This window comes from Collinsella aerofaciens, assembly GCF_040915545.1.
GTDB classification, from domain to species: Bacteria; Actinomycetota; Coriobacteriia; order Coriobacteriales; family Coriobacteriaceae; genus Collinsella; species Collinsella aerofaciens_BE.
Map to the genome: position 1 here is coordinate 73,691 of NZ_JBCPDH010000006.1, position 22,132 is coordinate 95,822.

The window sequence follows — 22,132 nt, forward strand, 5'->3', positions numbered from 1 at the left end:
GAAACGGAATGTTCTACCACCTTGTGCAGCAACCCGAAGCGCCGCAGGCGCTCGACGGCGCGCCGAAGCCGCCCGAGGCGCTTCCGGTGTTCGAGTGCATCAGCGACCCGGCCACGGCGCGGGCCATCGTGGAATCGGAAGACGTGTTCGAGTTCGACGGCAAGGGCGGCTTCACGCTCGTGTCCAGCCCCGTGGCCGTCATGGACGCGGAAGGCGGCGAGGCCAACGCCGTTGACTTCTCGGCGCTCACTGACGAGGAGATATGCGGGGTCCACAGAGTGCAACCCGGCGACATATCGCGGACACTTGCGGCCGAAGGAAAGGAGTGAGGCATGGCAACGCACGAGCTTACGCTCAACCTCAAGAAGACCAACATAGCGCCGCCCGTCATCACCGTGCACCAGGGCGACAGCGCCGAGGTCCTGAAGGCCGCCATCTACGACGGCGACAAGAAGGCGGCCCTGACGGGCTGCAAGGTGCACCTCATGGCTGCGAAGCCCGACCACACCTACGTGGAGCAGCAGTTCACTGGCATCAGCGACAACGTGGCCACCGTGACGGTCGACCCCGCCGTCTTCGGCGTGGCCGGGCTGCTCAAGGTGTGCTACGTGCGCGTGCGGAACGCGGCAGGGCTGGACGCCACCACCGAGAACGTCCTGGTGAACGTGCTGCCCTCGGCGAGCGCGTCGGGCGAGATATCCGGCCCGTACGTCGATGCGGTGGAGGCGATCATCGCGAACCTCGAAGGGCAGCTAGCCGATGTGAGCGCGCTGAACGCGCAGATGCAGAAGGCCGAGGCCTCCCGCGCGAGCGCGGAAAACCAGCGCGCCACGAACGAGAAGGCACGCCAGACCGCCGAAACCAAGCGCGCAGAGGCCGAGAAGAAGCGAGCCGCGGCGGAAAGCGACCGCGTGACCGAGGCGTCGCAGCTGAAGACGGCCTCGCAAGCCGCCACGGCTGCGGCAAACGGCGCGGCCTCGAACGCCGACGCGGCGGCAAACATCGCCCTGCAGATAGCCAACAGCGTGGCGCAGGGCAGCGCGGGCAGCTCGGACATGGCCAAGCAGAAGCAGCAGATAGCCGACCTGTACGGCAAGCTGGCCGACGCCACTGACGCGTTCATCTACGACGACGGCACCGTGTACTGCCCCGCCTCCAAGGCCAGTGCATCTGGCAGCACCATCACGTTCGGGAGCACCTGCACGGCGTCCGGCACAACCCTCAACCTCAAGTAGAAAGGCAACGAAATGGCACAAGCGAAAACCCTGTCGGTGAGCGGCATCGGCTACGAGGTCATCGACGATACCGCGCGCAGCAACGCGCAGACGGCGCTCAACAACGCCGAGTACAACCGCCAGGGCCAAATCGGCAAGTACGGCGGGCAGAACATCGCCACCATCCTGGCGGGAGAGATCGGCAGCGGCAGCGTGTACGACGCGCTGCACAAGCGAGCCGCCAACGGCAACTTCGCGGGCCTGCGCGTGGGAGACTACATCGACGTGCCGCTGGTAAGCGCGTCGGGCGTGGCGGCCCAGCAGTCCGTGCGCTTCCTCCTGGCGCACTTCGACCCGTACTACTGCTGCGGCGACAGCTCCAAAGGCCACCACATCGCCTTCGTGGCCTCCGCGCCCATCGCCGTGGCCAAGACCGTGACCGGCGTGGCAAACGACAGCTTCCTGATGTGGAACACCACCAACACGAACCAGGGCACCGCCGACCAGAAATGCCCCTACCTCAACAGCAACCTCAAGGTGTGGGAGACGGCCTTCGAGGCGTGCCTGCCCGAGGGGCTGACCAAGTACCTGCTTACCCAGCGCGTGCTGCTTGAGGAGCGGTACAGCGCCAGCGGCGCGCTCAACGACTCCAACTCGTGGAGCTGGCAGGATATCGGCAAGGTGTTCTCGCTGTCGGAGATGGAGGTGTACGGCTGCCCAGTGTGGGGGACGAAGGGCTACAGCGTGGGCTTCGACTGCCAGCTTGATCTGTTCCGAGACACGGCGCACCGAGTCAACGGAATTCGGTGCAATTGGTGGCTGCGTTCCGTCGTGGGTGGCTCCTCGTCCGGCGTGTGCTGCGTCTACAACGACGGCAATGCCAACTACAGTTCGGCGACGACCACCTGGGTTCGCCCCCGCCCCGGCTTCCTCGTCGGCTAGCCAGCCGAGTGCTCTATACTCTGCTTTTAGGCGACCGCCTTGCGCGGTCGCCTCCTGCCCGCGAAGCGGGCCGTTTTTTTCGCCAGTTTCCCCAGGAGGTGCACGTGAGCGGCGTCTACCAGCGCAACCGCGAGGTGTCCGAGTACAAGTTCTTCACACAGGCCATCGCCATCCGCGTGGAGGTCAACAAGCTGATGGCGTCCTCCTCAGTAGTGCCCAAGGCCTACAGGCTGCTGAACGCGGTGCCGACCGTGGAGACGGCGCGCAGCATCGTGTACAACGTCAACCGCGCCGACTGCTTCTACCCCAACAGTTCGTTCAACGCACTTGAGCGCAAGCGTTACCTGACGCTGGCGATAGCCGACTGCGAGCAGCTGATGCTCGACATGCAGTGCCTCATGGACATCGGCCTGCCCGTGAACGCCAACCGCTTCGAGGAGCTGGCGGCCATGGTCGAGGAGGAGATCAAACTGCTCAAGGGCGCGCGCAAGAACGTACGCGTCACCGGCAAGAAGACGACCGACGAGCGCATAGCCGAGGCCGAGGCCGAGCTAGAGCGCCTGCGTTCGCTATAATGGGCGGCGGTCGCGCCTTGTTTATCGGTACAATTGGTGGCTGCGTTCCGTCATGGGTGGCTCCTCGTCCAACGTGTGCTACGTCAACAACAACGGCAATGCCAACTACAATTCGGCGACGAACACCTGGGTTCGCCCCCGCCCCGGATTCCCTTACTGCCAGACCGAGTAGGCCCCAGGGCCGAAAGCAGAGCGCGGAGAGGAAGGAAGGCGCGACCATCGGGCATGCGCCCGTAAATACGCACCCCGCGAGGGTGGCCGGACGCTGCTTGCATGGCGCGGCGCTCCGTGGCTTCGCCGCGTTTCATGGCCATACCTCAAGCGGCTGTCAGAGCCACATTGAAAGCCGTGCGGGGTGCCTTCTGTGAACTCCGAGCAAAGGCGGGCGGCGCGCCGGAAGCGCCGCGAGGAGAAGCGGGCCAAGGCCAAGGCCGAGCGCGTCAAGACGTGCACGCTTGAGACCGTGGCCGACCTCAACAGCCTGTGCAAGGCTTCCAAGCAGGCCGCGCGCGGCGTGATGTGGAAGGCGTCCACGCAGCGGTACATGAAGGACTACCTGCGCAACGCCGTCCTGTCCCGCCGCGACCTTTTGGAGGGCCGCGACATATGCCGGGGCTTCATCCGCTTCGACCTATGGGAGCGCGGCAAGCTGCGCCACATCAGCGCCGTGCACTTTCCCGAGCGCGTGGTGCAGAAGTCGCTGTCGCAGAACGCGCTCGTGCCCGCGATCGTGCCCACCCTCATAGCCGCGAACTCCGCGAACATAAAGGGGCGCGGCACCGACTACGCCCTGAAGCTGCTCAAGCGCCACCTGGCCGACCACTGGAGGCGGCACGGCCGCGAGGGCTACATACTGCTCGGCGACTTCTCCGACTACTTCGCGCGCATAGCGCACCAACCCGTCAAAGACCAGGTGGCCTCCGCGCTGCTAGATCCGCGCGTGGTCGCCTTGGAGCACCGCCTGATAGACGCGCAGGGCGATGTGGGCCTGGGGCTGGGCAGCGAGCCGAACCAGATATGCGCCGTCGCGCACCCCAACCGCATTGACCACTACGTAATCGAGATGCTGCGCCCCGAGGCCTACGGTCGATATATGGACGACTTCTACCTGATACACGAGTCCAAGGACTACCTGCAGGTGTGCCTGCTGCTCATAGAGCGCAAATGCGCCGAGCTGGGCATCGAACTGAACCCGCGCAAGACCCGCGTGGTGAAGCTCACGCGCGGGTTCACGTGGCTGAAGAAGCGCATCTTCTACACGGACACGGGCCGCATAGTCGTGAAGCCGTGCCGAGACTCCATAACGCGGGAGCGCCGCAAGCTCAAGAAGATGGCCCGCATGGTCGCCGATGGAATCATGACCCCTGAGCAGGTGGAGCAGAGCTACCAGAGCTGGCGCGGAGGCATGAAGCGGCTGGACGCGCACCGCAGCGTGCGGGCCATGGACGCGCTGTACCGCAGCCTGTTCGGAAATCCCGCGGGGGGGGGTTGCTCAATGCAATCCAAACCTGGAGGCGACACGGATGGGAACATGCCCCTACCCTAGCAACGGAAGGAGCGACCCATGACGGAACAGGAAATCGCCGGGGAGATCAACGGCTACAAACAGCAGCTTGAGCAGAGCGACTACAAGGTCATGAAGGCGGTGGAGCGCATCTTCTCCGCATCGTCCATCACCGACCTGCTCTCGGCCATCGCCGCAGCTGCCAAGGAGGTGGCCGAGATCATCTCGCAGCGCCAGACATGGCGCGACCGCATCAACGAGCTGGAAGCCATGGAGCCCGACCAGCCGGAAGCGCCGCAGGAGTAGCGAGCGCCCCTTCGGGGGCGCTTTTCTTTTGCCCGGCGACACCTCGCGGACAATCGCGGCAGCGATTCGAGGAGGTGAGAAAACGAATGACCGACGTGCTGGAAATCTTCGCGCCGTACGGCCCCGGGTCGCTTTTCGGCGCGCTGCTCGTCCTAGTGGTCCTGTACTTCGGCAAGCAGTTCCTCGAAGAGTTCAAGGCCCAGAACGAGCGCAAGGCGAACATCGACCTCAAGCGCGAAGAGCGAAAGCAGGACGAGGTGAACGAGCGGGCACAGCGCGACCGCGAGCGCAGCCAGATGGAGGGCCGCATCGCCGCGCAGATGGAGCGCAGCAACGCGCTGATGGAGGCTATGAAGGCGCTCATGGAGTCCGTCGTGACCTCCAACGAGGTGCTGCACGCCGACCTGGCGAACAGCCAGGCGCGCAGCCAGGGCATGGCGGCGAAGGTCGACCACATCGCCGACCGCGTTGACCTGCTCTACAAGGAATCGGCTCGATAGAAAGGAATCCGAAATGACAGAAATGCAAGCAATCGCAGCCATCGTGCTGTCTTTCGCCGTGCCGTTCGCGGTGCAGCTGATCAAGACCGAGGCCATGACCGGCAAGGCCGCGCGCATCCTGGCGCTGGGCTGCTCGCTCCTGGCGGGCGTCGTGACCGGCTTCGTGGGCGGCGTGCCCGCAGACCCGGGCGCATGGGTCACGTGCGCCTTCGCCGTGGTAGGCGGCGTGCAGGCGGCCTACACGCTGTTCAAGTCGGTAGGCATCACATCCAAGTGGCTCGACGCCCTGTTGGGCGTGACCGTAGGCGGGAAGGAGTAGGCAATGGCTAAACTGTTCATCATCTGCGGCCACGGCGCTGGCGACCCCGGCTGCTGCGCAGGCGGCTGCACCGAGGCCGAGCGCGTTCGCGCCCTGGGCCAGCGAATCAAGGAACTGGGCGGTTCCGAGGTCGAGCTGGGCGATACGTCCCGCAACTGGTACGCCGACGGCGGGCTTAACCGCCTGAACACCGACGCGCCAGTGGTGGAGCTGCACATGGACGCCAGCGGCATCGCCACGGCCCACGGCGCGCACGTCATCATCAAGGAGGGCTTCGAGCCTGACGAGTACGACAATGCGCTGGCCGACAAGCTGGCGGCGTTCATGCCCGGACGCTCCGAGAAGCTGGTGCGCCGTTCCGACTTAGCGAACCCGAACCGAGCCGCCGCGCGCGGCATCAACTACCGCCTGTGCGAGAACGGCTTCATCGACAACGACGGCGACCGCGAGAAGTTCAACGGCAACCTGGACGAGCTGGCGCGCATCTACCTGGAATGCTTCGGCATCACTGCTGGAAGCGCCCCCGCAGCCGTCCCGCAGCCGCAGCCTGCGCAGCAGGAAACGACCGAGAACTTCGGCGGCACCTACCGCTGCACTGTGGACTACCTGCGCGTGCGCGACGCCCCCGGCCTGGGCGGCACCGAGGTGGCGCACTATTCCAGCGGCGAGACCGTGACGCTGGATAACTGGTACAAGATCGCCGACGGCTACGTGTGGGGCCGATACACGGGCTACAGCGGCGCAACGCGCTACATCGCCGTGGGCAAGGCCACGGGCAAGCCAGAGGCCGACGACTATCTGGTGAAGGTGGGATAGGCCATGCCGTACCCGAGCCCCGCAGACGAGGAGCGCAACGGCGGGTGCGGCCCCGTCCTCGCGGCGGTCGTCCTGCTGTTCATCGTCCTGGCCGCCGCCAGCTGCGCGTCGCAGGCTATGGGAGCGCAAGACGTGACCGTGAGGCAAGCCCGCACGGACGGCCCCATATACGACCTGCCCGAGGGCATCGGCCAGGAAATCGTGTGCGACGAGCACAACCGCGAGTACCTGCTGCTGACCACCGAGCAGGGCGGCGTGTTCCTCATGCCGTACATGGACGAGGACGGCGAGCAGGAGATCATGCCGCAGGCCTAGAACGCAAAGAAGCCGCCCCGTATGGAGCGGCTTCTTTCTATCTGACGAGCAATACGAACGCCCGCCTAACGACGAACACGCGTATGTGTTCGCCTACTGAACAGTTGGTGGAGGCGCGGAGAATCGAACTCCGGTCCACGAAAGCCCCCTAATTGGCATCTCCAAGCTCAGTCGCTGGTTTAGTCTCGGACGCTTTGCGCGCAGCGACACGCTCGCGGCGTCCTAACCGGTTCGGTCTTAGCCTGCGCCATACCGATTACGTGCGCAGGAGCATTCCCCTAACATGACGTCGCGCCGGTGTCGGGGAAATCACCGGGTTGACGCGCCGCTATAAACTAAGCAGCAAGAGCCATAGGCTCAAAAGAAGAGTTGTTGTCAATTCAATTTGACGGTACCCCTGTTTAACGAGGCGAGGAGACCTCGGCTTGCTTCCTCTCTCAGAGCTATCGTGTCGAAACCAGTCGCCCCCGAATGTCGGGAAAGTCTGGATGGCATTGGGCACGAGCACCCAACACCCGTCGACTTTTCAAGGAACATGCAGGGCGAGCCCCGCTTGTGGAGTGTTATCTTACCACGTTCTGAAAGCGGACAGCTGTTCTATGCACGAGCTGTGAAGACCCTAATGTGCACCATACTTCGCACTTTTGCTACCGAACGCGTCACGTATATTTTCGCCAAGCAAAATTGACCCGCCGAAAGGACCGTTATGGATACCAAGCAGCAACTCGTCAATGCCCTCGCAGGCCTGGGCTCAACCATTACCGAAGCCATGGATGTCATCGAAGGCTTTGTCCCCTGTGGACATCCCGCCCTCACGGTATCGAACGCACTCGTCGCGCTGGACGCTGACGATGATGCAGCTCTCGCCCAGCAGCTTGAGACCGTCGAGGGCTTTATCGACCACGTGAGTGAGAACCGCGGCGTGGCCGCCTACCACGACATCGAGGTCGAGCTCGCGGGTCCCAAAGCCGATCTGCTCGCAGCAATCCGCGAGGTAGGCGCCCTTATGCAGACCGCAGGCGTCAAGAACACCCAGGTCAACGAGTGGGTCTACCGCAGCCTGGCAGCGCTCGACAGCTCCGACGAAAAGGCAGCCGAGCAGCTCGCGGAAAGTCCCGCCATTAAGGCCGAGCTTTTGTAAATAGCAGACGCGGGCCCCTTGGCGCATCGTCGTCCAAGAGGCCCGCAAACAGTTCGCGTTAACCGATAGCCGCGCCGCCACGTTCGGCCAAAGCAAGAATCGGCATCATTTGACGAGGTTTCTTTGCTGCAAGATCGGCATGTTCGAGCAGCTTGCGATCGTTGGTCACCAAGTAATCGACCTGTGCGCGCTTACACGCGGCGAGCACCAAGTTGTCCTCGTAATCGCGATGGAGCGCTAAGTATTTGTCGGCCAACCAAAGGTCCGACGCATCTGCGCCCACGGCTGTGGCGTTTTCGGTCATGTTCCGAACAAACGCCAGCGCCGCATCGCCAATCGCGCGGGCAGATGCCTCGTCGAGCGCTCCCCCGCTGGCAAGAACGCTACGCCTCAGCTCGTGTTGGACAACGTACAGCACGTCCTTGGCAATATGCACCGGGAAGAACAGCAATGCCCCCGTCTCTGCTGCCTGCCCAATAAACGCACGCGCGGCAAGCGACTCGGCATGGTCGACGCAAAACGAATCAACCCATACGTTGGCGTCCACCATTATTTTGAGGGGAGCCCCACTCACTGGATCATCCCCTTTTGGCGATAGCGCTCGTCCATGGCTTCGGAATAGATTGTGTCCCAACCGCGATCGTCGGATACGGGCGACGTAGCGATGCCCAAATCTGCATAAAGCCGATCTGCCGCTGCCCACGATGCGGCGAACGGAGTATCGTGCGCGACGGTCTGTTGCCGGCCATCAACGGCAGACAGCACTTCCTCGCACTGCCCGCCACCCTGCGCGACCTTGGCCACCACCTTTTTGATGAGCTCGGGCAGCGACCCGCCCGAAAGCCGCAGCGCCTCCTCGGCACGGTTCTTGACCTGGCGATCCACGCGAACGTTCACCTGCGCCATGCCGCTAACAGTACCCATCTCAACCTCACCTTCGACTTTTGCTATCTAAGCTAGCACAACTATATATTTCTGCTAGCACATGGTCAAACGCAAAAGGCCTGCATTCTGGCGGCTGCAACACCGCCCAAATGCAGGCCAAAAACTTAAGTAAAAACGCTAGCGCAGGTAAGCCTTCGCGTTGCCCAGGCTGTAGGCGATCGTCGAGCCGTTGTGCAGCAGTGACGACGTCTGCGGAGTGATCATGCCGGTAATGCCCAATGCCAACAGCGCCGAGTTGGTGAGCATCACCTTGGAATACGAACTCGTCAGACGGTCGATAAGCCCCTGACTCATGCGGCGCAGGCGCACGATCGCGGCAAGATCCGTATCGGTCAGGATGATGTCGGCGACCTCCTTGGCGATGTCGCTTCCACCGCCCATGGCCAGACCCACATCGGCCAGACCCAGCGCCGGTGAGTCGTTGACGCCGTCGCCCACCATGGCAACGTGGCGCCCCTCGCCCTTAATGCGCTCAACATACGCGTACTTGTCCTCGGGCAGTAGCTCGGCCTTAAACTCGTCGACACCTGCCTCGCGCGCGATGCGCTCGGCCGTGCGCTCGGAGTCGCCCGTGAGCATAACGACATGTTTGACGCCCAACGCGTGCAGGTCGGCGATGGCCTCGCGGACCCCGGGCTTGAGCGGGTCCTCGATACCGAGCACGCCCACAACGGTGCCATCGACCGCCAGATACAGCGGCGACAGGCCCTGCATCTGGAGCTCGATTTGCTCCTTGATGTCGGACTCGAGCTGCGCACCCTCGTCCTCAAATACAAAGTGCGCGGAACCGATGATGGCGCGACGCCCTTCAATGGACGAAGCGATGCCGTGCGCCACAATATACTCGACCGCAGCGTGACGCTCGCGGTGCTCAAGCCCGCGCTCGCGTGCCGCATTGACCACGGCGCGCGCCACCGGATGCGGAAAATGCTCCTCCAAGCAAGCGGAAAGACGCAGGATCTCGTCCTCGCTCCAGCCATCGGTGGTGAGCACGCAGGCAAGACGCGGCTGCGCCTCGGTGAGCGTGCCGGTCTTATCAAACACAATGGTGTCGGCCTTGGCAAACGACTCAAAGTACTTGGCGCCCTTGACCATCACGCCCATCTTGGCAGCATCGCTCATAGCAGTCATGACGGCGACGGAGCCCGTGAGCTTGAGTGCGCACGAGTAGTCGACCATCAGTGCCGCTGAGGTCTTGATGAGGCTGCGGGTGGCAAGCGCAACCAAGCCCGCAAGCAGGAAGTTCCACGGGACGATCTTGTTGGCGAGGTCTTCCATGTGCGACTGGCCCTCGGACTTGAGCGAGTCGGCCGTCTGCACGAGTGAGACGATCGAGCGCAGTTTGGTCTGCGCCGTGTTGGCGCGCACGCGCACCAAGATGCTGCCGTCTTCCACGACAGTGCCGGCGAACACGTCGTCGCCTGCGCTGCGCTCGACGGCAAGCGGCTCGCCGGTCAGGGTCGCTTGGTTGACCATGGCGCTTCCCTGCTCGACCACGCCGTCGATGCAGATGGACATGCCGGTGCGAACGGCGACCAAGTCGCCGGGCTCAAGCTCGGTCGCGGCAACACTTACCTCGGTGTCGCCGACGACCTTTTGCGCCTTGTCGGGCACATCGAGCAGCGAGTTGATGAGCTCGTTTTCGCTCATGGCGCGGGTGTAGTCCTCAAGCAGCTCGCCCACGTTGAGCAGGAACATCGTCTGGCCCGCGGTGTCGACATCACGCTTGACGAACGAAATGCCGATGGCCGAAGCGTCGAGCACAGGAACGGTCAGGCGCGGCTGCGCCAGCTCATGAAGGGCAGCGCGCAAAAATGCCATGTAACCGGCCACGACAAACACCGCACGCAGAGGCGTCGGCAAGAACCAGCGACGTGCGTAATGGGCGCCGACGAGTGTCGCCAGGTCCATAACGAGTTTGTGCTTGCGCGGCTCGAGTTGCATCACATAGCCCGACTTGGCATCGGCGATAGCTTGAGCATCGAGTGCGCCCAGGGCGTCGAGCACGCTCGCACGGCGCGGCTCGTCGTACTCCAGCGCCATCTGGCCAATACGGCCATAAACGCGCACCTTGTGCACGCCATCGATATCGCCGCTGAGCTTAAGAAGTGCGTCGAGATCGCTCTCTGGCACAGGACCCGCCAATTGAAGACGGGTCCTGCCAGGGATCTCGCTAATAATCGAGAATCTCATAGTTTGTGCCTGGGAGCGTTACTCGGCTGCCTCGTCAGCAGCGGCCTCGCTCTGGGTGATGTAAGCAGCCTCGGCAACCATGTCGTCGACATTAGCCTTGGCCTGCTCGACCATGTCCTGGTAGCCGTTCTTGATGCGCATGCCGCACGCGATACCCTGCACGCAGGCATTCTTTACCGGAGCGCTGGTGAGCAGCTTGATGCCGGCCGTGCCAAGCAGAAAACCGCCACCGACAAGCAGGGTGTTAAACGTCGACTTCTTCATGTTGCTTCTCCCTTTTGCCGCACAAGCGCGGCATGGTGCCTTAGCACCCGAGTTCATTAGTTTGCTCGAGCACGCTTTTGAGACTAGTTTAATCGAACTATTATGGTCAACCAAAGTTAACCTTTGGAAATCTTGGTCCCCTTTCCTACAGCTGCCAGGTAGCCGCTTCCTTTTGCAGTGCGACCATGCGGGCAAATTCTCCGCCTGCCGCCTTAAGCTGCGCCGGAGTGCCCTGCTCGGCAACCACACCATCCTTGAGCACAACGATTTTGTCGGCATTTTCCACCGTACGCATACGGTGGGCAATAACGATAACCGTCTTACCTGCAAGCAGACGGGAGAGCGCCTGCTGTACCACGGTCTCATTCTCCACATCCAAGCTTGCCGTCGCCTCGTCCAACAGCACGATGGGCGCGTCTTTGAGCAGCGCACGGGCGATAGAAATGCGCTGGCGCTCGCCGCCGGACAGCCTGGAACCGTTCTCGCCGATCATGGTGTCGTAGCCCTGCGGCATGCGGTTCACGAACTCGTCGCAGTTGGCGGCACGCGCGGCCGCAAGCACTTCCTCATCGGTGGCATCACGACGCCCGAGGCGGATGTTTCCCATCACCGTGTCGTCAAAGAGCAGCACGTCTTGGAACACAATGGCGTAGTCGCGCAGCAGCACCTCGGGATCAACGCCCGCAACATCCACGCCACCCACGGTGACCGTGCCTTCGGTGGCATCCCAAAAGCGCGCGGCCAGGCGGCTCACCGTAGACTTACCGGAACCCGAAGGACCGACCAGCGCCGTAACTTCGCCTTCCTTGGCGGTAAAGCTCACATCGGTAAGAACTTTCTCGCCGGCACGGCCGTCCTCGCCCGCACCATAGCCAAATGCCACGTGATCGAACACCACATCGTGGCCCACGGGCTCAAATTTCTCGCTGCCCCGCGCCACAGGCTCTTCCATGATGGAACGCATGCGCTTGGCAGACGACTCGGCGGCAAACAGCTCGGACATTAACATTAACGCCTGGTCAAAGGGCGCATAGATACGGCTCACCATAAGCAGGAAGGCAAACAACACCAAAAAGTCGACCTGGCCGGAGGCGACCACCGCGGCGCCCGTGACCAGCGTGGTGGCAATGCCCAGACGCAGGATGACAAAGGCGGAGTTGACCAAAAGCCCGTTAGCGAGCTCGCCCTTGGTGGTCTCGCGCTCCTCGGCATCGATCACGGCGTTGAGCCCCTCAAGATAATGGGCCTCCTGATTGGTAGCGCGGATCTCGCGAACGCAGTCGAGCGTCTCTTGAATTGCCTCGGTAACCTTGACCTTCTCGGCGCGCACGCGATCGAACACCGGAGTCATGGGGCCGCGTGTTAGATACAGCACGGCAAAGGCCACGGGAACGCTCCAAAACGCCGCGATCGCCAGTTGCCAGCAAAAGAACAGCGATGCCACGAACACAATGGCACTTGCGATGATGGCGCCCCAAAGCTCTCCCAGCACGTGGCTGTAGGCGTGCTCCATGGCCTGGACGTCACCCATGATGGTCTCGGTTAAATCGGCCAGATCACGACGACCGAAAAATGACAGCGGCAGTTTGCGCAAGCGCTCGGCAATCTCCATACGCTGCTTGCCGCACTCCTCGTAAAAGATGCAGTAGGTGTAGTAATACTGCTGCCAGTTAGAGGCAAAGAGCAACACGAAAAAGACCAGGAGGCCGCCCACGATCGGCAGCGCATCCGGCAGGTCGGCGCCGGTGGCGAGATGTTCGACAAAGCCGGCCATGACCAAGAATAAAAAGCCCATGCCGGCCATGGAAATAAGATTGGTGAGCGTGGTCCAGAAAATGCCGCGTTTTACTCCGGCGACGCCTTTATCGGATAGGAAATACTTCTTTTGGAATGAGGCGAACATTTAGGCCTCGCCTCCCTTCGTGACAGCGGCATCCGCGGTCGCTGCAGTGATTTTCCAGCTCGCGGCCTGTTCGTATTCGGCCCACATCTTGGCATACAGACCCTCTTGGGACAGCAACTCGGCATGGGTACCCGACTCCTGCACGCTGCCCTGGTTGAGCACCACGATTTGGTCGGCGCCCACCACGGTCGAAAGTCGATGCGCAATCATAATGACCGTGCGGCCCGCCGCCAGCTTGCTAAAGGCGCGCTGGATGAGCGCCTCGTTCTCGGGATCGGCAAACGCCGTGGCCTCGTCGAGCACCACGATAGGCGCGTCTTTAAGGATCGCGCGGGCGAGTGCCACGCGCTGGACCTCGCCGCCCGAAAGATATGCTCCGCCGGCACCGAGCATGGTATTGATGCCCTGTGGGAGCTTGGCCACAATGTCGTCGCACTGAGCTGCGGAGAGGGCCGCACGCACTTCGTCGTCAGTGGCCGTAGGCTTGGAGGCGCGCACGTTATCGGCAAGTGTTTGCCGGAACAGCTGGTTGGTCTGGAACACGAAGGCGACCTGGTCCATAAGCTCGTGCGGATCCATATCGCGAACGTCCACACCGCCTACGAGCACTCGACCCGAGGAAACATCCCAAAAACGCGGGATCAGGCTTGCGCAGGTTGACTTACCGCCACCCGAGGGACCCACCAGGGCGAGGGTGCTACCCGCGGAAACGCTAAAGCTCACATGGCTAACGGCAGGTGCTTCGGCACCCTCGTACGTAAAGCTCACGTCCTCAAATCGCACGTCGCCGCCGGCAGGGTGCTTGGGTTGGGCGGGCACGGAGAGCTGCTTGGAATCCATGACGCTTCGAATACGAGCCAGCGAATCGGCACTCATCTGAGAGGCCTCGCCCACAAACATAAGCTTGGTCATGGCCGTCGGCACCACGGCCGAAAATATCGCGTAAAACGTGAAGTTGGCCATAAAATGCGCGAAGTCCGTCTCGCCCGGCGCCAACAGCAACGCCACGGGCAACAGGAATGCCACAAGACCATTGAGCGCGGTAAGGTTGAGTACCTGCGGACCTCGGCAGAACGTGCCCGCATAGTTTTGTGCCATGTCGGCGTATTCGGCGATCGCATCGTGGAAAGCCTTAAAGGAGTAGACCGTCTGCTGAAACACCTTGACCACGGGAATACCGCGTACGTATTCGGTGCCGGTCTTGTTCATCTTGACCAGCGCTCCCATGTAGGCCTTCATGAACTCGGCGCCCTTGCCGCCCATCATGGCGGCCATGGCGCCAAACGAAACGACGACCGAGATAAGGCATGCAGCCCCCAGACGCCAATCGAGGGCGAAAAGCAGCACGAGCAGACCTGCGACCATGGCGGTGGCGCCGGCGATATCGGGCAGCATGTGCGCGAGCAGGGTCTCGGTGGAGGCGGCACATCCGTCTACAATACGGCGCAGCTCACCGGTAGCGTGCATGTCAAAGTAGCCAAGCGGCAGCTTGAGCAGGTGCTCGCTCGCAGTCTTGCGGATATTGGACGCGCAGCGAAACGCAGACAGGTGCGTGCACATGAGGCCTGCGAAATACACTACGATGCTTGCCAGGGCAAAACCAACGGCCCACCAGCCATACATCGCGATATCGGTGGCTTCGCTCCAGTTAGGCGCCACAGCGATCAGGTCTCGCGCGACAAACCAGATGCACACGTACGGGCCAAAGCCCAGCAGCTGCGAGAGCGCCGAGAGCGCCATGCCCAAATACGTTAGGAATTTACGGTCGCCGGCATATGCAAGTAGCTCGCCGATACCGCCGCCTTCCCTTTTTGATCCCTTTGCCATGAGATTCCTTTCTAACGGCTTGAGAGTTAACCGTAATCAACTTATCATTGATATGTTAGCCAAGGCACACAATCGAGCCAGGCGTGGATGTTTCTGCAAAGGAAGGGGACGCTTTCGAAAATGCATCGGGCCGCGACCAACATAACCGAGCTATACGCACCACAGTTTGAGCAGTTTGGCCTGGAGCTTTCCGGCAAGGGCGCCGTCTTTACCGGCGAGGTAGCAAATGATCGGGCGCACGGACGCGCATGGATCATGCCCCTCTCCCCCACCTGCATCGTCATAGAGCATTTCATTACCCCGACGCACGATATGTACCTGACCGAATACACACCTGAGCCGTACGCCTGCGTGAGCGAAGTCAGCGCGCCCACACTTACATGCATGCCCGAGGCTGGCATAACGCCTGCGAACCTTACACTCTTGCATGGACCGTGGCCAAACAATGCCGTTTGCAGCTTTATCCAAGATAACTGTGGCGAGGAATTAAGCCCACTGTTTGCAGGGCAACTCTACCACTCGCGCTCGGTGCTCTTTTTGCCTGGATATTTTGACGAACTGGAGTACCGCTATCCCACCGAATTCGCGGGAATCTTTGAGGCGTTTGCCGAGCCATGGCACGAGGAAGCGGCGTCTGCCATCTGCCACACGCTGCGCCGGATTAACGAGAACCGCGCCCGCACCGTAGGCGGGCACGTCTATATGCAAGGCATCGTGGAGACCATGGTCGCCGAGCTCGCCTGTTCGCATGCGGCCCATAGACAGGCGCAACGGGCGACGGGCACGCACACCAGCGTGACTTTAGCCAAGGAAGCGTCTGCCCTTGTAGAGCACTCGCTCAACAAGGGCAGACATGTGAGCATCCAGGAGGTGGCCGAGAGACTCTTTACGTGCCGATCCAAACTGTGCGCCACCTTTAAGGCCCAAACCGGCGAGTCCCTGGGTGCCTACATACGAAGGCGCCGCATGGAGCGGGCGCAGGAACTTTTGGCAGATAGCTCGCTTACGATAGCGCAGGTGGCAGAGCGGCTCGACTACCCTCAGCAGGCCGCCTTCGCCCAAGCCTTCAAACAATACACCGGCACCACCCCCACCGCTTGGCGTTCCCAACATATTTAAAGAATGAGGGCGCCATTGGCACCCTCATTCACCAAATTCAATCCAGCCCACCTGACCCGAACGGCCGAGTCGTTGCAGAACCCGGAAGCCCCGGCAGGGCGGGCGCTTGCTCAAAATGAGTTCCGCACGCAAAGAAGGCCACTTAATGTGGCCTTCGTCTTGCGCAGGACTGTTTGAAATTTTGAGGAAGCACCCGCCCTGCCGGGGCTCCCGGGTTCCCGCTTACGAGAGCGACGTTCTCAGCAACTCGTTGAAGAGCTTCGGGTTGCCCTTGCCGCGGCTTGCCTTCATGCACTGGCCCACCAAAAAGCCGATGACCTTCTGGTTTCCGTCGCGGTACTGCTGCGCCTGCTCGGCACAGTTTGCCAGCACCTCGTCCACAATCGGCTGCAGCGCGCCGGCATCACTCACCTGACGCATACCACGCTCGTCGACGATCTTATTGGGATCGTCACCGGTCTGGGCCATGGCCTCAAAGACCTCGTGCGCTTGGTTGGAGCTGATGGCATCGGTCGCCAGCAGCTTGGCGAGTGCCGCCACCTGAGCCGGCGCGATGCCGGACTCGGCGAGCGAGACGCCTGCGCCTTTAAGATAGGCGATCATCTCGTTGACCAGCAGGTTTGCGACCGTCTGGGCCTCCTTGCCGGCCATACCGGCAGCGGCGGCCTCAAAGAAGTCGGCAAACTCGGGGTCGCCGGCAATCTGCTCGGCGTCGGCCGTCTTAATGCCGAAGTCGGCCTCAAAACGGACGCGCTTGGCATCGGGCAGCTCGGGAATCTCGCCACGGCAGCGGTCGATAAACTCGTCGTCCAGATCGAACGGCGCCAGATCGGGATCGGGGAACAGACGATAGTCGTCGGCCGTCTCCTTGACGCGCATGACCACGGTGCGCTTGCGGCTGGGCTCCCAGTGGCGGGTCTCCTGATAGATGATGCCGCCCTCCTCGAGCACCTCGGCCTGGCGGCAAATCTCGTAGGCAAGGCCATCGTGCAGGCTCTTAAACGAGTTGAGGTTCTTGAGCTCGGTCTTGGTGCCCAGCTTGGTCTCGCCGCGGCGACGCAGCGACACGTTGCCGTCGCAGCGCATGGAACCTTTCTCCATAGAGCAGTCCGAAATGCCCAGCGTCACAAAGATGCGGCGGAGCTTTTCCATAAACAGGCGCGCTTCCTCGGGCGTGCGCAAGTCGGGCTCGGTGACAAGCTCAATGAGCGGCGTGCCGCAGCGGTTGTAGTCGACGAGCGACTCGGCCGCGGCGGTAATGCGGCCCTCAGCACCGCCCACGTGCACCATCTTGGCGGCGTCCTCCTCCATGTGGATGCGCAGGATGCGGATGGGCACCGTGTAGGAACCGTCCTCGCGACGCTCAGGCATCTGCAGGTTGGACGCATCGTAGCTGGCCAGGTGACCGGCGCGCTGGTTACCCTCGCGCATGGTCGAGGACATGGACGTGGACAGGCCCTCGGCATTGGCCGAAGCGCTCGCCAGGCTCTGGGCCTCGGCCTCGCCAAACGCGCAGTCGGGGCGCTCGGCGGCACCGCGACCGGTCACGTCCAGGTCCAGGTGACCGTACATGGCAAAGGCGACCGGACCCTGCGTGGTCTGGAAGTTCTTGGCCATATCGGGATAGAAGTAGTGCTTGCGGTAGAACATCGAGTGGCGCTGAATCTCGCAGTTGGTGGCAAGACCAGCCTTGACAATGCTCTCGATGGCGCGCTTGTTGGGCACCGGCAGGGCGCCGGGCAGGCCCAGGCACACCGGGCACACGTTGGCGTTGGGCTCGTCATCGTGGCTGAGCTTGCAGTTGCAGAACATCTTGGTGTCGAGTGCGGTGAGCTCGGTATGGATCTCCAGGCCAATCACGGCCTCCCAATCCTGCAGGACCTCGGAAAGCTCCTTCATTACAGCTCGCCTCCCTTCCCGGCAAAATCGGGCGCGACGGAAAGCGCAGGCGCACCCGTGGCGGTATCGGCAAAGCCGCGCTCCAGGGCGCGGGCAAACGTGAGCAGCTGACGGTCCTTAAAGGCCGAACCCACCAGCTGGGCAGAAACGGGCAGCCTGCTGTCCTCGCCCAGGCCCAGCGGCACCGAGATACCACCGTTACCGCAAATGTTGAGCGAGATGGTGTACAGGTCGGAGAGATACATCTGCGTGGGATCGCTAATCTCGCCAAACTTAAAGGCCGTGCGAGGCGAGGTGGGCATGAGGATGGTGTCCACCTTGGCATACGCGGCGTCGTAGTCCTGCGTGATGAGCGTGCGGGCCTTTTGCGCGGCGTAGTAGTACTTGTCGTACACGCCCGAGCTCAGCAGGTAGGCGCCGAGCATCTGACGGCGCTTGGCCTCGGCGCCAAAGCCGTGGGCGCGCGAGAGCGAGCTCTGGTCGGACAGGTTAGCGCAGCCCTCCTCCTGATAGCCGTAGCGAATGCCGTCAAAACGGGCCAGGTTGGAGAATGCCTCGGCCGGGCCGATGACGTAGTAGGCGGCGATGGCGGCGTCCAGGTGCGGCAGGTCGACCTCGACCAGCTCGGCACCCTGGTTCTGCAGCTCCTGGGCGGCACGTTGAACAGCAGCCTTGACCTCGGGCGTCAGGCCTTCGGCCTCCATAAACGCAGGGATGATGCCCACGCGCTTGCCCTCGATGCTGTCGTTGAGATGCTCGGTAAAGTCGACGGCACAATCCTGGTTGGTGCAGTCGTACGGATCGTGGCCCGCACCGGTGAGCGCGTTCATGGCCAGCGCGACATCCTCGACCGTGCGGCCAAAGGGGCCCACCTGGTCGAGCGACGAGCCAAAGGCAACCACGCCGTAGCGGCTCACGGCGCCATACGTGGGCTTAAAGCCCACCACGCCGCACAGCGACGCCGGCTGACGGATGGAGCCGCCGGTGTCCGAGCCCAGCGAGAGCGCGACCTCGCCCGCGGCGACGGCGGCAGCGGAGCCGCCCGAGGAGCCGCCAGGCACGCGCTCGGTATCCCAGGGGTTGTTGGTGCGGTGGAACGCCGAGCTCTCGGTGGAGCTGCCAAAGGCAAACTCGTCCATGTTTGCCTTGCCCATGGGCAGGCAGCCGGCATCGAGCATGCGCTGGACGCAGGTGGCGGTGTAGACGCTCTGGTAGTCCTCGAGCATACGAGAAGCGCAGGTAGTGCGTGTGCCCACGAGGTTCATGTTGTCCTTAATGGCCAGCGGCACGCCCGCGAGCGGGGGCAGCGGCTTGCCTGCGGCACGGTCGGCATCCACGCGCGCAGCGGCCTCGAGCGCAAGCTCGGGCGCCACCTGCAGGAATGCCTGGACCCCGCCCTCGCGCGCCTCGATGGCGGCAAGGGAGGCCTGGGCCACCTCGGTAGCGGTAAAGTCACCGGCAGCAACGCCTGCGGCGATCTGGGCGGCGGTAAGGGAATCGAAGCTTAGCGCCATTACTCGCTCTCCCCCTCTCCCAAAATGGACGGCACGCGGAAGTAGCGGTCGCGCGCGCTACCGGCGTTTTTAAGCGCGACGTCGAGCGGCAGATCGCGTTCGGGCTCGCGCAGGTCATCGCCCATCACGTTGGACAGGCTTCCGATGGGATGGAACGTGGGCTCCACGTCGGGCAAGTCATATTGCAAGACGGGCTCGAGCATCTGGACGGCATCGTTCATGTAGGACGTCATCTGGGCGAGCTCGTCATCGGTCAGTGCGATCTTTGCGTACTCGACGATGCCGCGCACGTCTTTCTCGCTGAGTGCCATAGGCGCTCCCTTCCGCATAACAGTTAAACCGCTCTAGTATACAGGGCAACGCCGGCTTGGAGCAGGCGCTTTACCCAAATGCAGCGAAAACGTAACGAGGGAGGCGGCTGACAGGCGGCGGGCTGGCGGTTTTGTAGCGAAAACCGCCAGCCCGCAACGAAAACCGTCTCGCCCACAACGAAAACCATCACAACATTCGACGCTTTTCGTCAAAATCGCGATTTTCATCGAATGTTGTGATGGTTTGGAAGCCCCGCCACCACAAAGGTGCCTGTCCCCTTTGTGGTGGTTCTGGAGAATGTCCTATGCCGAGGCCTTGGCCTTGCGGCGCTTGCGGACCGTGTGGATCACGATGTCCAGCAGCAACAGCACAATGGCAACGACCACGATGAGCACGGCAAACTCACGCTTGCCCCAGTGGCGGCCGGCCAGCGACTTTTGCTTGTCGACGTCCTTTTTGCTGTACTTGGTGCGTACGCAATGCACCAGCAGGCGGTGGTCGTTCACGCCATAGGGCGTGCAGGTGACGAGCGTCACCTTGTCGGCGCCGGGCTCAATGGTCAGCGACTCCATCTCCTCGGGCAGCACCACCTCGGAGTCCACCATCTTGTAGGCGAGCGTCTTGTTCATGGTGTGCAGTAGCACCAGGTCGCCGGGCTCCAGCGAATGGATGTCATCGAACATGCTCAGGTTGCGCATGCCCGAGTGCGCGGTGAGCACGCAATGAGTCGAGGTGCCGCCCACCGGCAGGCTCGTGCCCTCCAGGTGGCCGACGCCCGCCATAAGGACTTCTTCGCTCGTGCCGTGGTAGATGGGCATGCTCACGTCGATGGAGGGAATCTCGACCCAGCTCATCATGGGGTCGCGGTCAAAGATGAGCTGCTGAGCGTAGGGCTCGATCTGGTCGGCGGGGAGCTCGGTGGCCTCGCCCGCCAGTTGCTCGTTAAAGGAGCGCGCCTGGAGCAGGATGCGCTCGCGCTCCTCGGCAGAAAGCGCGTCCACGGTGCTGGACACGGTGCTGATCTGGTTGAACACGCCCGAGGCCTCGAGCCGGTCCAAGATCCACGGCCAGGTCATAAGGCCCACGCCAATAAGGATGATGACGATGGTGATGAGCCGATCGGCCCAGCGCGGCAGTCGCTTGCGGCGGCGCTTGGGCTTTGGCTGAGGTTGGGGCTGAGGACTTGAGCCACCGTTGTCCGCGGCGTTATTGCTCTTCATATGTTTGGCGCCCTGCACCATCGCCGGTCACTCCTCTACAACTCAAGTTGTCTAAACAAATAATAGCCGATTAGCGAGCTTCCACGCCGGACAACGCAGCCTAGCAGCATTGCGCAGTGCGAGTATGGGCCCGCATTTGAGTTTTCAAAATGTCCCGAATCGGCTGAGCGATTCGGGATACAATGTCAATAGAAAACGACGCACCCCGCGTAAGTGTACGAGAGCGCGGGCGGCCTAGTTTTCAGCTTTTGTTAAATGCCCGGGATCCGACCCCCGGGCATTCTTATTTGCGCTTGTTGCGGCACAAATGCCTTCTACCGTCCGCACCGCGCGTGCGCCTACGGACCTTAAACCGAACCTCATACGAGTCAAGAAACGCGATGACGAACGAGCCCACTGCCGCGAGGGCGGCGAGCGCGTTAAGGAATTTCAGCATTTGGGGACCTCCGATCGAGTCGTCGGCCGCCCGCGCACGGGATGCGTCGCAAGGATATTTTACTGCGAGCACCCGCACTTACAGCTGGTAAACGCAATAATTGCAAACATCTGTTCGATATTCATACGCTTGATCCATCGAGCAATGGAGCCTGGCTGCGTTGTCCCAAAAAAAACGGGGCAAACTCCAGTGCGGAGTTTGCCCCGAAAAGAGAATGGCAAAGCAAGAGCGTAGATGGACGAGAAAAGTGTCCGCAAGTCTCATGGCCATCACATCCCACCTGCCAAAGTGATGGGTGAGCGAGCGTTACTCGTGCTCGGACTCCTCAGCCTGCTTACGGCTGCGGATGAGGTGTGCCACGCCGATGCACAGCACTGCGCTGCCAGCGATCCAAGTGAAGGTCACGCCGTTAAGACCGGTCAGCGGGAGGCCGGAGCCTTTCTTGTTCTTGACGGTAAGGGTAACGGTGCCGCCACCAGAAGAGGAATTGGTGACGAGACCAGAACCATTCTTGGATGTGGTCACCGTCAACGTATTCTCGCCCTCATTCTGATTAAGACCCGTGGCAGTAATGGTGAACGTGAATTTGGGCACGGTGTTATAGCCGGGGAGCGTATGGGTCTCCTCGACCGTGTAAGTGCCAGCATCGAGGCCCTTGACGCTGATTTCGCCCTTATCATCAGTCGTAAAATCATAAGCAGTATTGCCCAAAGAACCGTTCACTTAGACATACTGGGCGCCGGCGCCCCTTGATTATCAACTTCATCCGAACACTTCCCACATTCATCCGCACATGTGCGGATGAATGTGGGAACCCGATACCCTGAGGGCCGGATCGGCCGGCCCCGGGAGATCGGAGGACGGCATG

Annotated in this window: 23 protein-coding genes, 1 other RNA gene and 1 pseudogene; 13 read left to right on the forward strand and 12 right to left on the reverse strand. The window is 62.0% G+C overall.

Features of this window, described 5'->3' with window-relative positions:
* Positions 1-8: 8 nt before the first annotated feature.
* The 11 genes and pseudogenes from AB5202_RS03645 (at position 9) to AB5202_RS03695 (ending at position 6,491) form a co-directional block, all read left to right on the forward strand.
* Positions 9-329 (forward strand): hypothetical protein, encoded by a 321-nt coding sequence (locus AB5202_RS03645; protein WP_368143802.1) that lies wholly within the window; start codon positions 9-11, stop codon positions 327-329.
* 3 nt (positions 330-332) lie between these two features.
* Positions 333-1,235, forward strand: coding sequence for a BppU family phage baseplate upper protein (locus AB5202_RS03650; RefSeq protein WP_117765355.1), 903 nt, complete (start codon positions 333-335; stop codon positions 1,233-1,235).
* Between the two features lie 12 nt (positions 1,236-1,247).
* Positions 1,248-2,156, forward strand: coding sequence for a DUF6273 domain-containing protein (locus tag AB5202_RS03655; RefSeq protein WP_368147481.1), 909 nt, complete (start codon positions 1,248-1,250; stop codon positions 2,154-2,156).
* Positions 2,157-2,260: 104 nt separating this feature from the next.
* A complete protein-coding gene (locus tag AB5202_RS03660; protein ID WP_368143800.1) occupies positions 2,261-2,731 on the forward strand; it encodes a hypothetical protein in 471 nt (156 codons plus the stop codon).
* Between the two features lie 31 nt (positions 2,732-2,762).
* A pseudogene (locus tag AB5202_RS03665) lies at positions 2,763-2,903 on the forward strand (DUF6273 domain-containing protein); the annotation flags it as partial.
* Between the two features lie 192 nt (positions 2,904-3,095).
* A complete protein-coding gene (locus AB5202_RS03670; RefSeq protein ID WP_368143799.1) occupies positions 3,096-4,277 on the forward strand; it encodes an RNA-directed DNA polymerase in 1,182 nt (393 codons plus the stop codon).
* A gap of 18 nt (positions 4,278-4,295) precedes the next feature.
* Complete coding sequence (locus AB5202_RS03675; RefSeq protein ID WP_117637890.1) at positions 4,296-4,541, forward strand: hypothetical protein; 246 nt, start codon at positions 4,296-4,298, stop codon at positions 4,539-4,541.
* 74 nt (positions 4,542-4,615) lie between these two features.
* Positions 4,616-5,041, forward strand: a complete 426-nt coding sequence (locus tag AB5202_RS03680) for a hypothetical protein (protein ID WP_233514508.1) — start codon at positions 4,616-4,618, stop codon at positions 5,039-5,041.
* Between the two features lie 13 nt (positions 5,042-5,054).
* The gene (locus tag AB5202_RS03685; protein WP_117637892.1) at positions 5,055-5,360 is read left to right on the forward strand and encodes a hypothetical protein; all 306 of its coding nucleotides are present in this window, start codon (positions 5,055-5,057) and stop codon (positions 5,358-5,360) included.
* Positions 5,361-5,363: 3 nt separating this feature from the next.
* Positions 5,364-6,176: an N-acetylmuramoyl-L-alanine amidase gene (locus AB5202_RS03690; RefSeq protein WP_368143797.1), complete on the forward strand. Its 813-nt coding sequence runs from the start codon at positions 5,364-5,366 to the stop codon at positions 6,174-6,176.
* A gap of 3 nt (positions 6,177-6,179) precedes the next feature.
* Entirely contained in the window at positions 6,180-6,491 is a 312-nt protein-coding gene (locus tag AB5202_RS03695) for a hypothetical protein (protein WP_368143796.1), read from the forward strand.
* A 105-nt stretch (positions 6,492-6,596) separates the two neighbouring features.
* On the opposite strand, the gene ssrA is transcribed toward AB5202_RS03695, so the two are convergent.
* Positions 6,597-6,960, reverse strand: a transfer-messenger RNA (tmRNA) gene (gene ssrA, locus AB5202_RS03700).
* Positions 6,961-7,197: 237 nt separating this feature from the next.
* Between ssrA and AB5202_RS03705 the strand changes: the two genes are divergently transcribed.
* Positions 7,198-7,632, forward strand: coding sequence for a hypothetical protein (locus tag AB5202_RS03705; protein ID WP_368143795.1), 435 nt, complete (start codon positions 7,198-7,200; stop codon positions 7,630-7,632).
* Positions 7,633-7,690: 58 nt separating this feature from the next.
* Here the strand turns inward: AB5202_RS03705 and AB5202_RS03710 are convergent, their stop codons facing one another.
* The 6 genes from AB5202_RS03710 to AB5202_RS03735 form a co-directional block, all read right to left on the reverse strand.
* A complete protein-coding gene (locus tag AB5202_RS03710) occupies positions 7,691-8,206 on the reverse strand; it encodes a type II toxin-antitoxin system VapC family toxin (RefSeq protein ID WP_368143794.1) in 516 nt (171 codons plus the stop codon).
* Positions 8,203-8,556 carry a hypothetical protein gene (locus tag AB5202_RS03715; RefSeq protein WP_349091633.1) on the reverse strand — a complete coding sequence of 118 codons (354 nt, stop codon included), beginning with the start codon at positions 8,554-8,556 and terminating at the stop codon, positions 8,203-8,205. The genes AB5202_RS03710 and AB5202_RS03715 overlap by 4 nt, the downstream gene beginning before the upstream one ends.
* A gap of 138 nt (positions 8,557-8,694) precedes the next feature.
* Positions 8,695-10,710, reverse strand: coding sequence for a heavy metal translocating P-type ATPase (locus AB5202_RS03720; RefSeq protein WP_368143793.1), 2,016 nt, complete (start codon positions 10,708-10,710; stop codon positions 8,695-8,697).
* A gap of 78 nt (positions 10,711-10,788) precedes the next feature.
* Positions 10,789-11,034, reverse strand: a complete 246-nt coding sequence (locus tag AB5202_RS03725; protein ID WP_055250999.1) for a DUF6110 family protein — start codon at positions 11,032-11,034, stop codon at positions 10,789-10,791.
* Between the two features lie 145 nt (positions 11,035-11,179).
* Positions 11,180-12,937, reverse strand: a complete 1,758-nt coding sequence (locus tag AB5202_RS03730) for an ABC transporter ATP-binding protein (protein WP_368143792.1) — start codon at positions 12,935-12,937, stop codon at positions 11,180-11,182.
* Positions 12,938-14,764 (reverse strand): ABC transporter ATP-binding protein, encoded by a 1,827-nt coding sequence (locus AB5202_RS03735; protein WP_368143791.1) that lies wholly within the window; start codon positions 14,762-14,764, stop codon positions 12,938-12,940.
* Positions 14,765-14,884: 120 nt separating this feature from the next.
* On the opposite strand from AB5202_RS03735, the gene AB5202_RS03740 reads away from it, so the two are divergent.
* Positions 14,885-15,883 carry a helix-turn-helix domain-containing protein gene (locus AB5202_RS03740; RefSeq protein WP_368143790.1) on the forward strand — a complete coding sequence of 333 codons (999 nt, stop codon included), beginning with the start codon at positions 14,885-14,887 and terminating at the stop codon, positions 15,881-15,883.
* A 222-nt stretch (positions 15,884-16,105) separates the two neighbouring features.
* On the opposite strand, the gene gatB is transcribed toward AB5202_RS03740, so the two are convergent.
* From gatB to AB5202_RS03765, 5 genes are all read right to left on the reverse strand, one after another.
* Complete coding sequence (gatB, locus tag AB5202_RS03745) at positions 16,106-17,782, reverse strand: Asp-tRNA(Asn)/Glu-tRNA(Gln) amidotransferase subunit GatB (RefSeq protein WP_368143789.1); 1,677 nt, start codon at positions 17,780-17,782, stop codon at positions 16,106-16,108.
* Positions 17,782-19,296 carry an Asp-tRNA(Asn)/Glu-tRNA(Gln) amidotransferase subunit GatA gene (gene gatA, locus AB5202_RS03750; RefSeq protein WP_368143788.1) on the reverse strand — a complete coding sequence of 505 codons (1,515 nt, stop codon included), beginning with the start codon at positions 19,294-19,296 and terminating at the stop codon, positions 17,782-17,784. The genes gatB and gatA overlap by 1 nt, the downstream gene beginning before the upstream one ends.
* Positions 19,296-19,607, reverse strand: a complete 312-nt coding sequence (locus AB5202_RS03755) for an Asp-tRNA(Asn)/Glu-tRNA(Gln) amidotransferase subunit GatC (RefSeq protein WP_368143787.1) — start codon at positions 19,605-19,607, stop codon at positions 19,296-19,298. The genes gatA and AB5202_RS03755 overlap by 1 nt, the downstream gene beginning before the upstream one ends.
* 303 nt (positions 19,608-19,910) lie before the next feature.
* Positions 19,911-20,828, reverse strand: coding sequence for a class C sortase (locus tag AB5202_RS03760; RefSeq protein ID WP_368144664.1), 918 nt, complete (start codon positions 20,826-20,828; stop codon positions 19,911-19,913).
* Between the two features lie 742 nt (positions 20,829-21,570).
* The gene (locus AB5202_RS03765) at positions 21,571-21,975 is read right to left on the reverse strand and encodes a prealbumin-like fold domain-containing protein (RefSeq protein WP_368144665.1); all 405 of its coding nucleotides are present in this window, start codon (positions 21,973-21,975) and stop codon (positions 21,571-21,573) included.
* Positions 21,976-22,132 lie beyond the last annotated feature (157 nt).

What these genes read in the sequence shown, in the direction of transcription:
- AB5202_RS03645 (WP_368143802.1), top strand. Translation starts at nt 9, where the DNA reads ATGTTCTACCACCTTGTGCAGCAACCCGAAGCGCCGCAGGCGCTCGAC.
- AB5202_RS03650 (WP_117765355.1), top strand. Translation starts at nt 333, where the DNA reads ATGGCAACGCACGAGCTTACGCTCAACCTCAAGAAGACCAACATAGCG.
- AB5202_RS03655 (WP_368147481.1), top strand. Translation starts at nt 1,248, where the DNA reads ATGGCACAAGCGAAAACCCTGTCGGTGAGCGGCATCGGCTACGAGGTC.
- AB5202_RS03675 (WP_117637890.1), top strand. Translation starts at nt 4,296, where the DNA reads ATGACGGAACAGGAAATCGCCGGGGAGATCAACGGCTACAAACAGCAG.
- AB5202_RS03685 (WP_117637892.1), top strand. Translation starts at nt 5,055, where the DNA reads ATGACAGAAATGCAAGCAATCGCAGCCATCGTGCTGTCTTTCGCCGTG.
- AB5202_RS03690 (WP_368143797.1), top strand. Translation starts at nt 5,364, where the DNA reads ATGGCTAAACTGTTCATCATCTGCGGCCACGGCGCTGGCGACCCCGGC.
- AB5202_RS03695 (WP_368143796.1), top strand. Translation starts at nt 6,180, where the DNA reads ATGCCGTACCCGAGCCCCGCAGACGAGGAGCGCAACGGCGGGTGCGGC.
- AB5202_RS03705 (WP_368143795.1), top strand. Translation starts at nt 7,198, where the DNA reads ATGGATACCAAGCAGCAACTCGTCAATGCCCTCGCAGGCCTGGGCTCA.
- AB5202_RS03715 (WP_349091633.1), bottom strand. Translation starts at nt 8,556, where the DNA reads ATGGGTACTGTTAGCGGCATGGCGCAGGTGAACGTTCGCGTGGATCGC.
- AB5202_RS03725 (WP_055250999.1), bottom strand. Translation starts at nt 11,034, where the DNA reads ATGAAGAAGTCGACGTTTAACACCCTGCTTGTCGGTGGCGGTTTTCTG.
- AB5202_RS03730 (WP_368143792.1), bottom strand. Translation starts at nt 12,937, where the DNA reads ATGTTCGCCTCATTCCAAAAGAAGTATTTCCTATCCGATAAAGGCGTC.
- AB5202_RS03735 (WP_368143791.1), bottom strand. Translation starts at nt 14,764, where the DNA reads ATGGCAAAGGGATCAAAAAGGGAAGGCGGCGGTATCGGCGAGCTACTT.
- AB5202_RS03740 (WP_368143790.1), top strand. Translation starts at nt 14,885, where the DNA reads ATGCATCGGGCCGCGACCAACATAACCGAGCTATACGCACCACAGTTT.
- gatB (WP_368143789.1), bottom strand. Translation starts at nt 17,782, where the DNA reads ATGAAGGAGCTTTCCGAGGTCCTGCAGGATTGGGAGGCCGTGATTGGC.
- gatA (WP_368143788.1), bottom strand. Translation starts at nt 19,296, where the DNA reads ATGGCGCTAAGCTTCGATTCCCTTACCGCCGCCCAGATCGCCGCAGGC.
- AB5202_RS03755 (WP_368143787.1), bottom strand. Translation starts at nt 19,607, where the DNA reads ATGGCACTCAGCGAGAAAGACGTGCGCGGCATCGTCGAGTACGCAAAG.
- AB5202_RS03760 (WP_368144664.1), bottom strand. Translation starts at nt 20,828, where the DNA reads ATGAAGAGCAATAACGCCGCGGACAACGGTGGCTCAAGTCCTCAGCCC.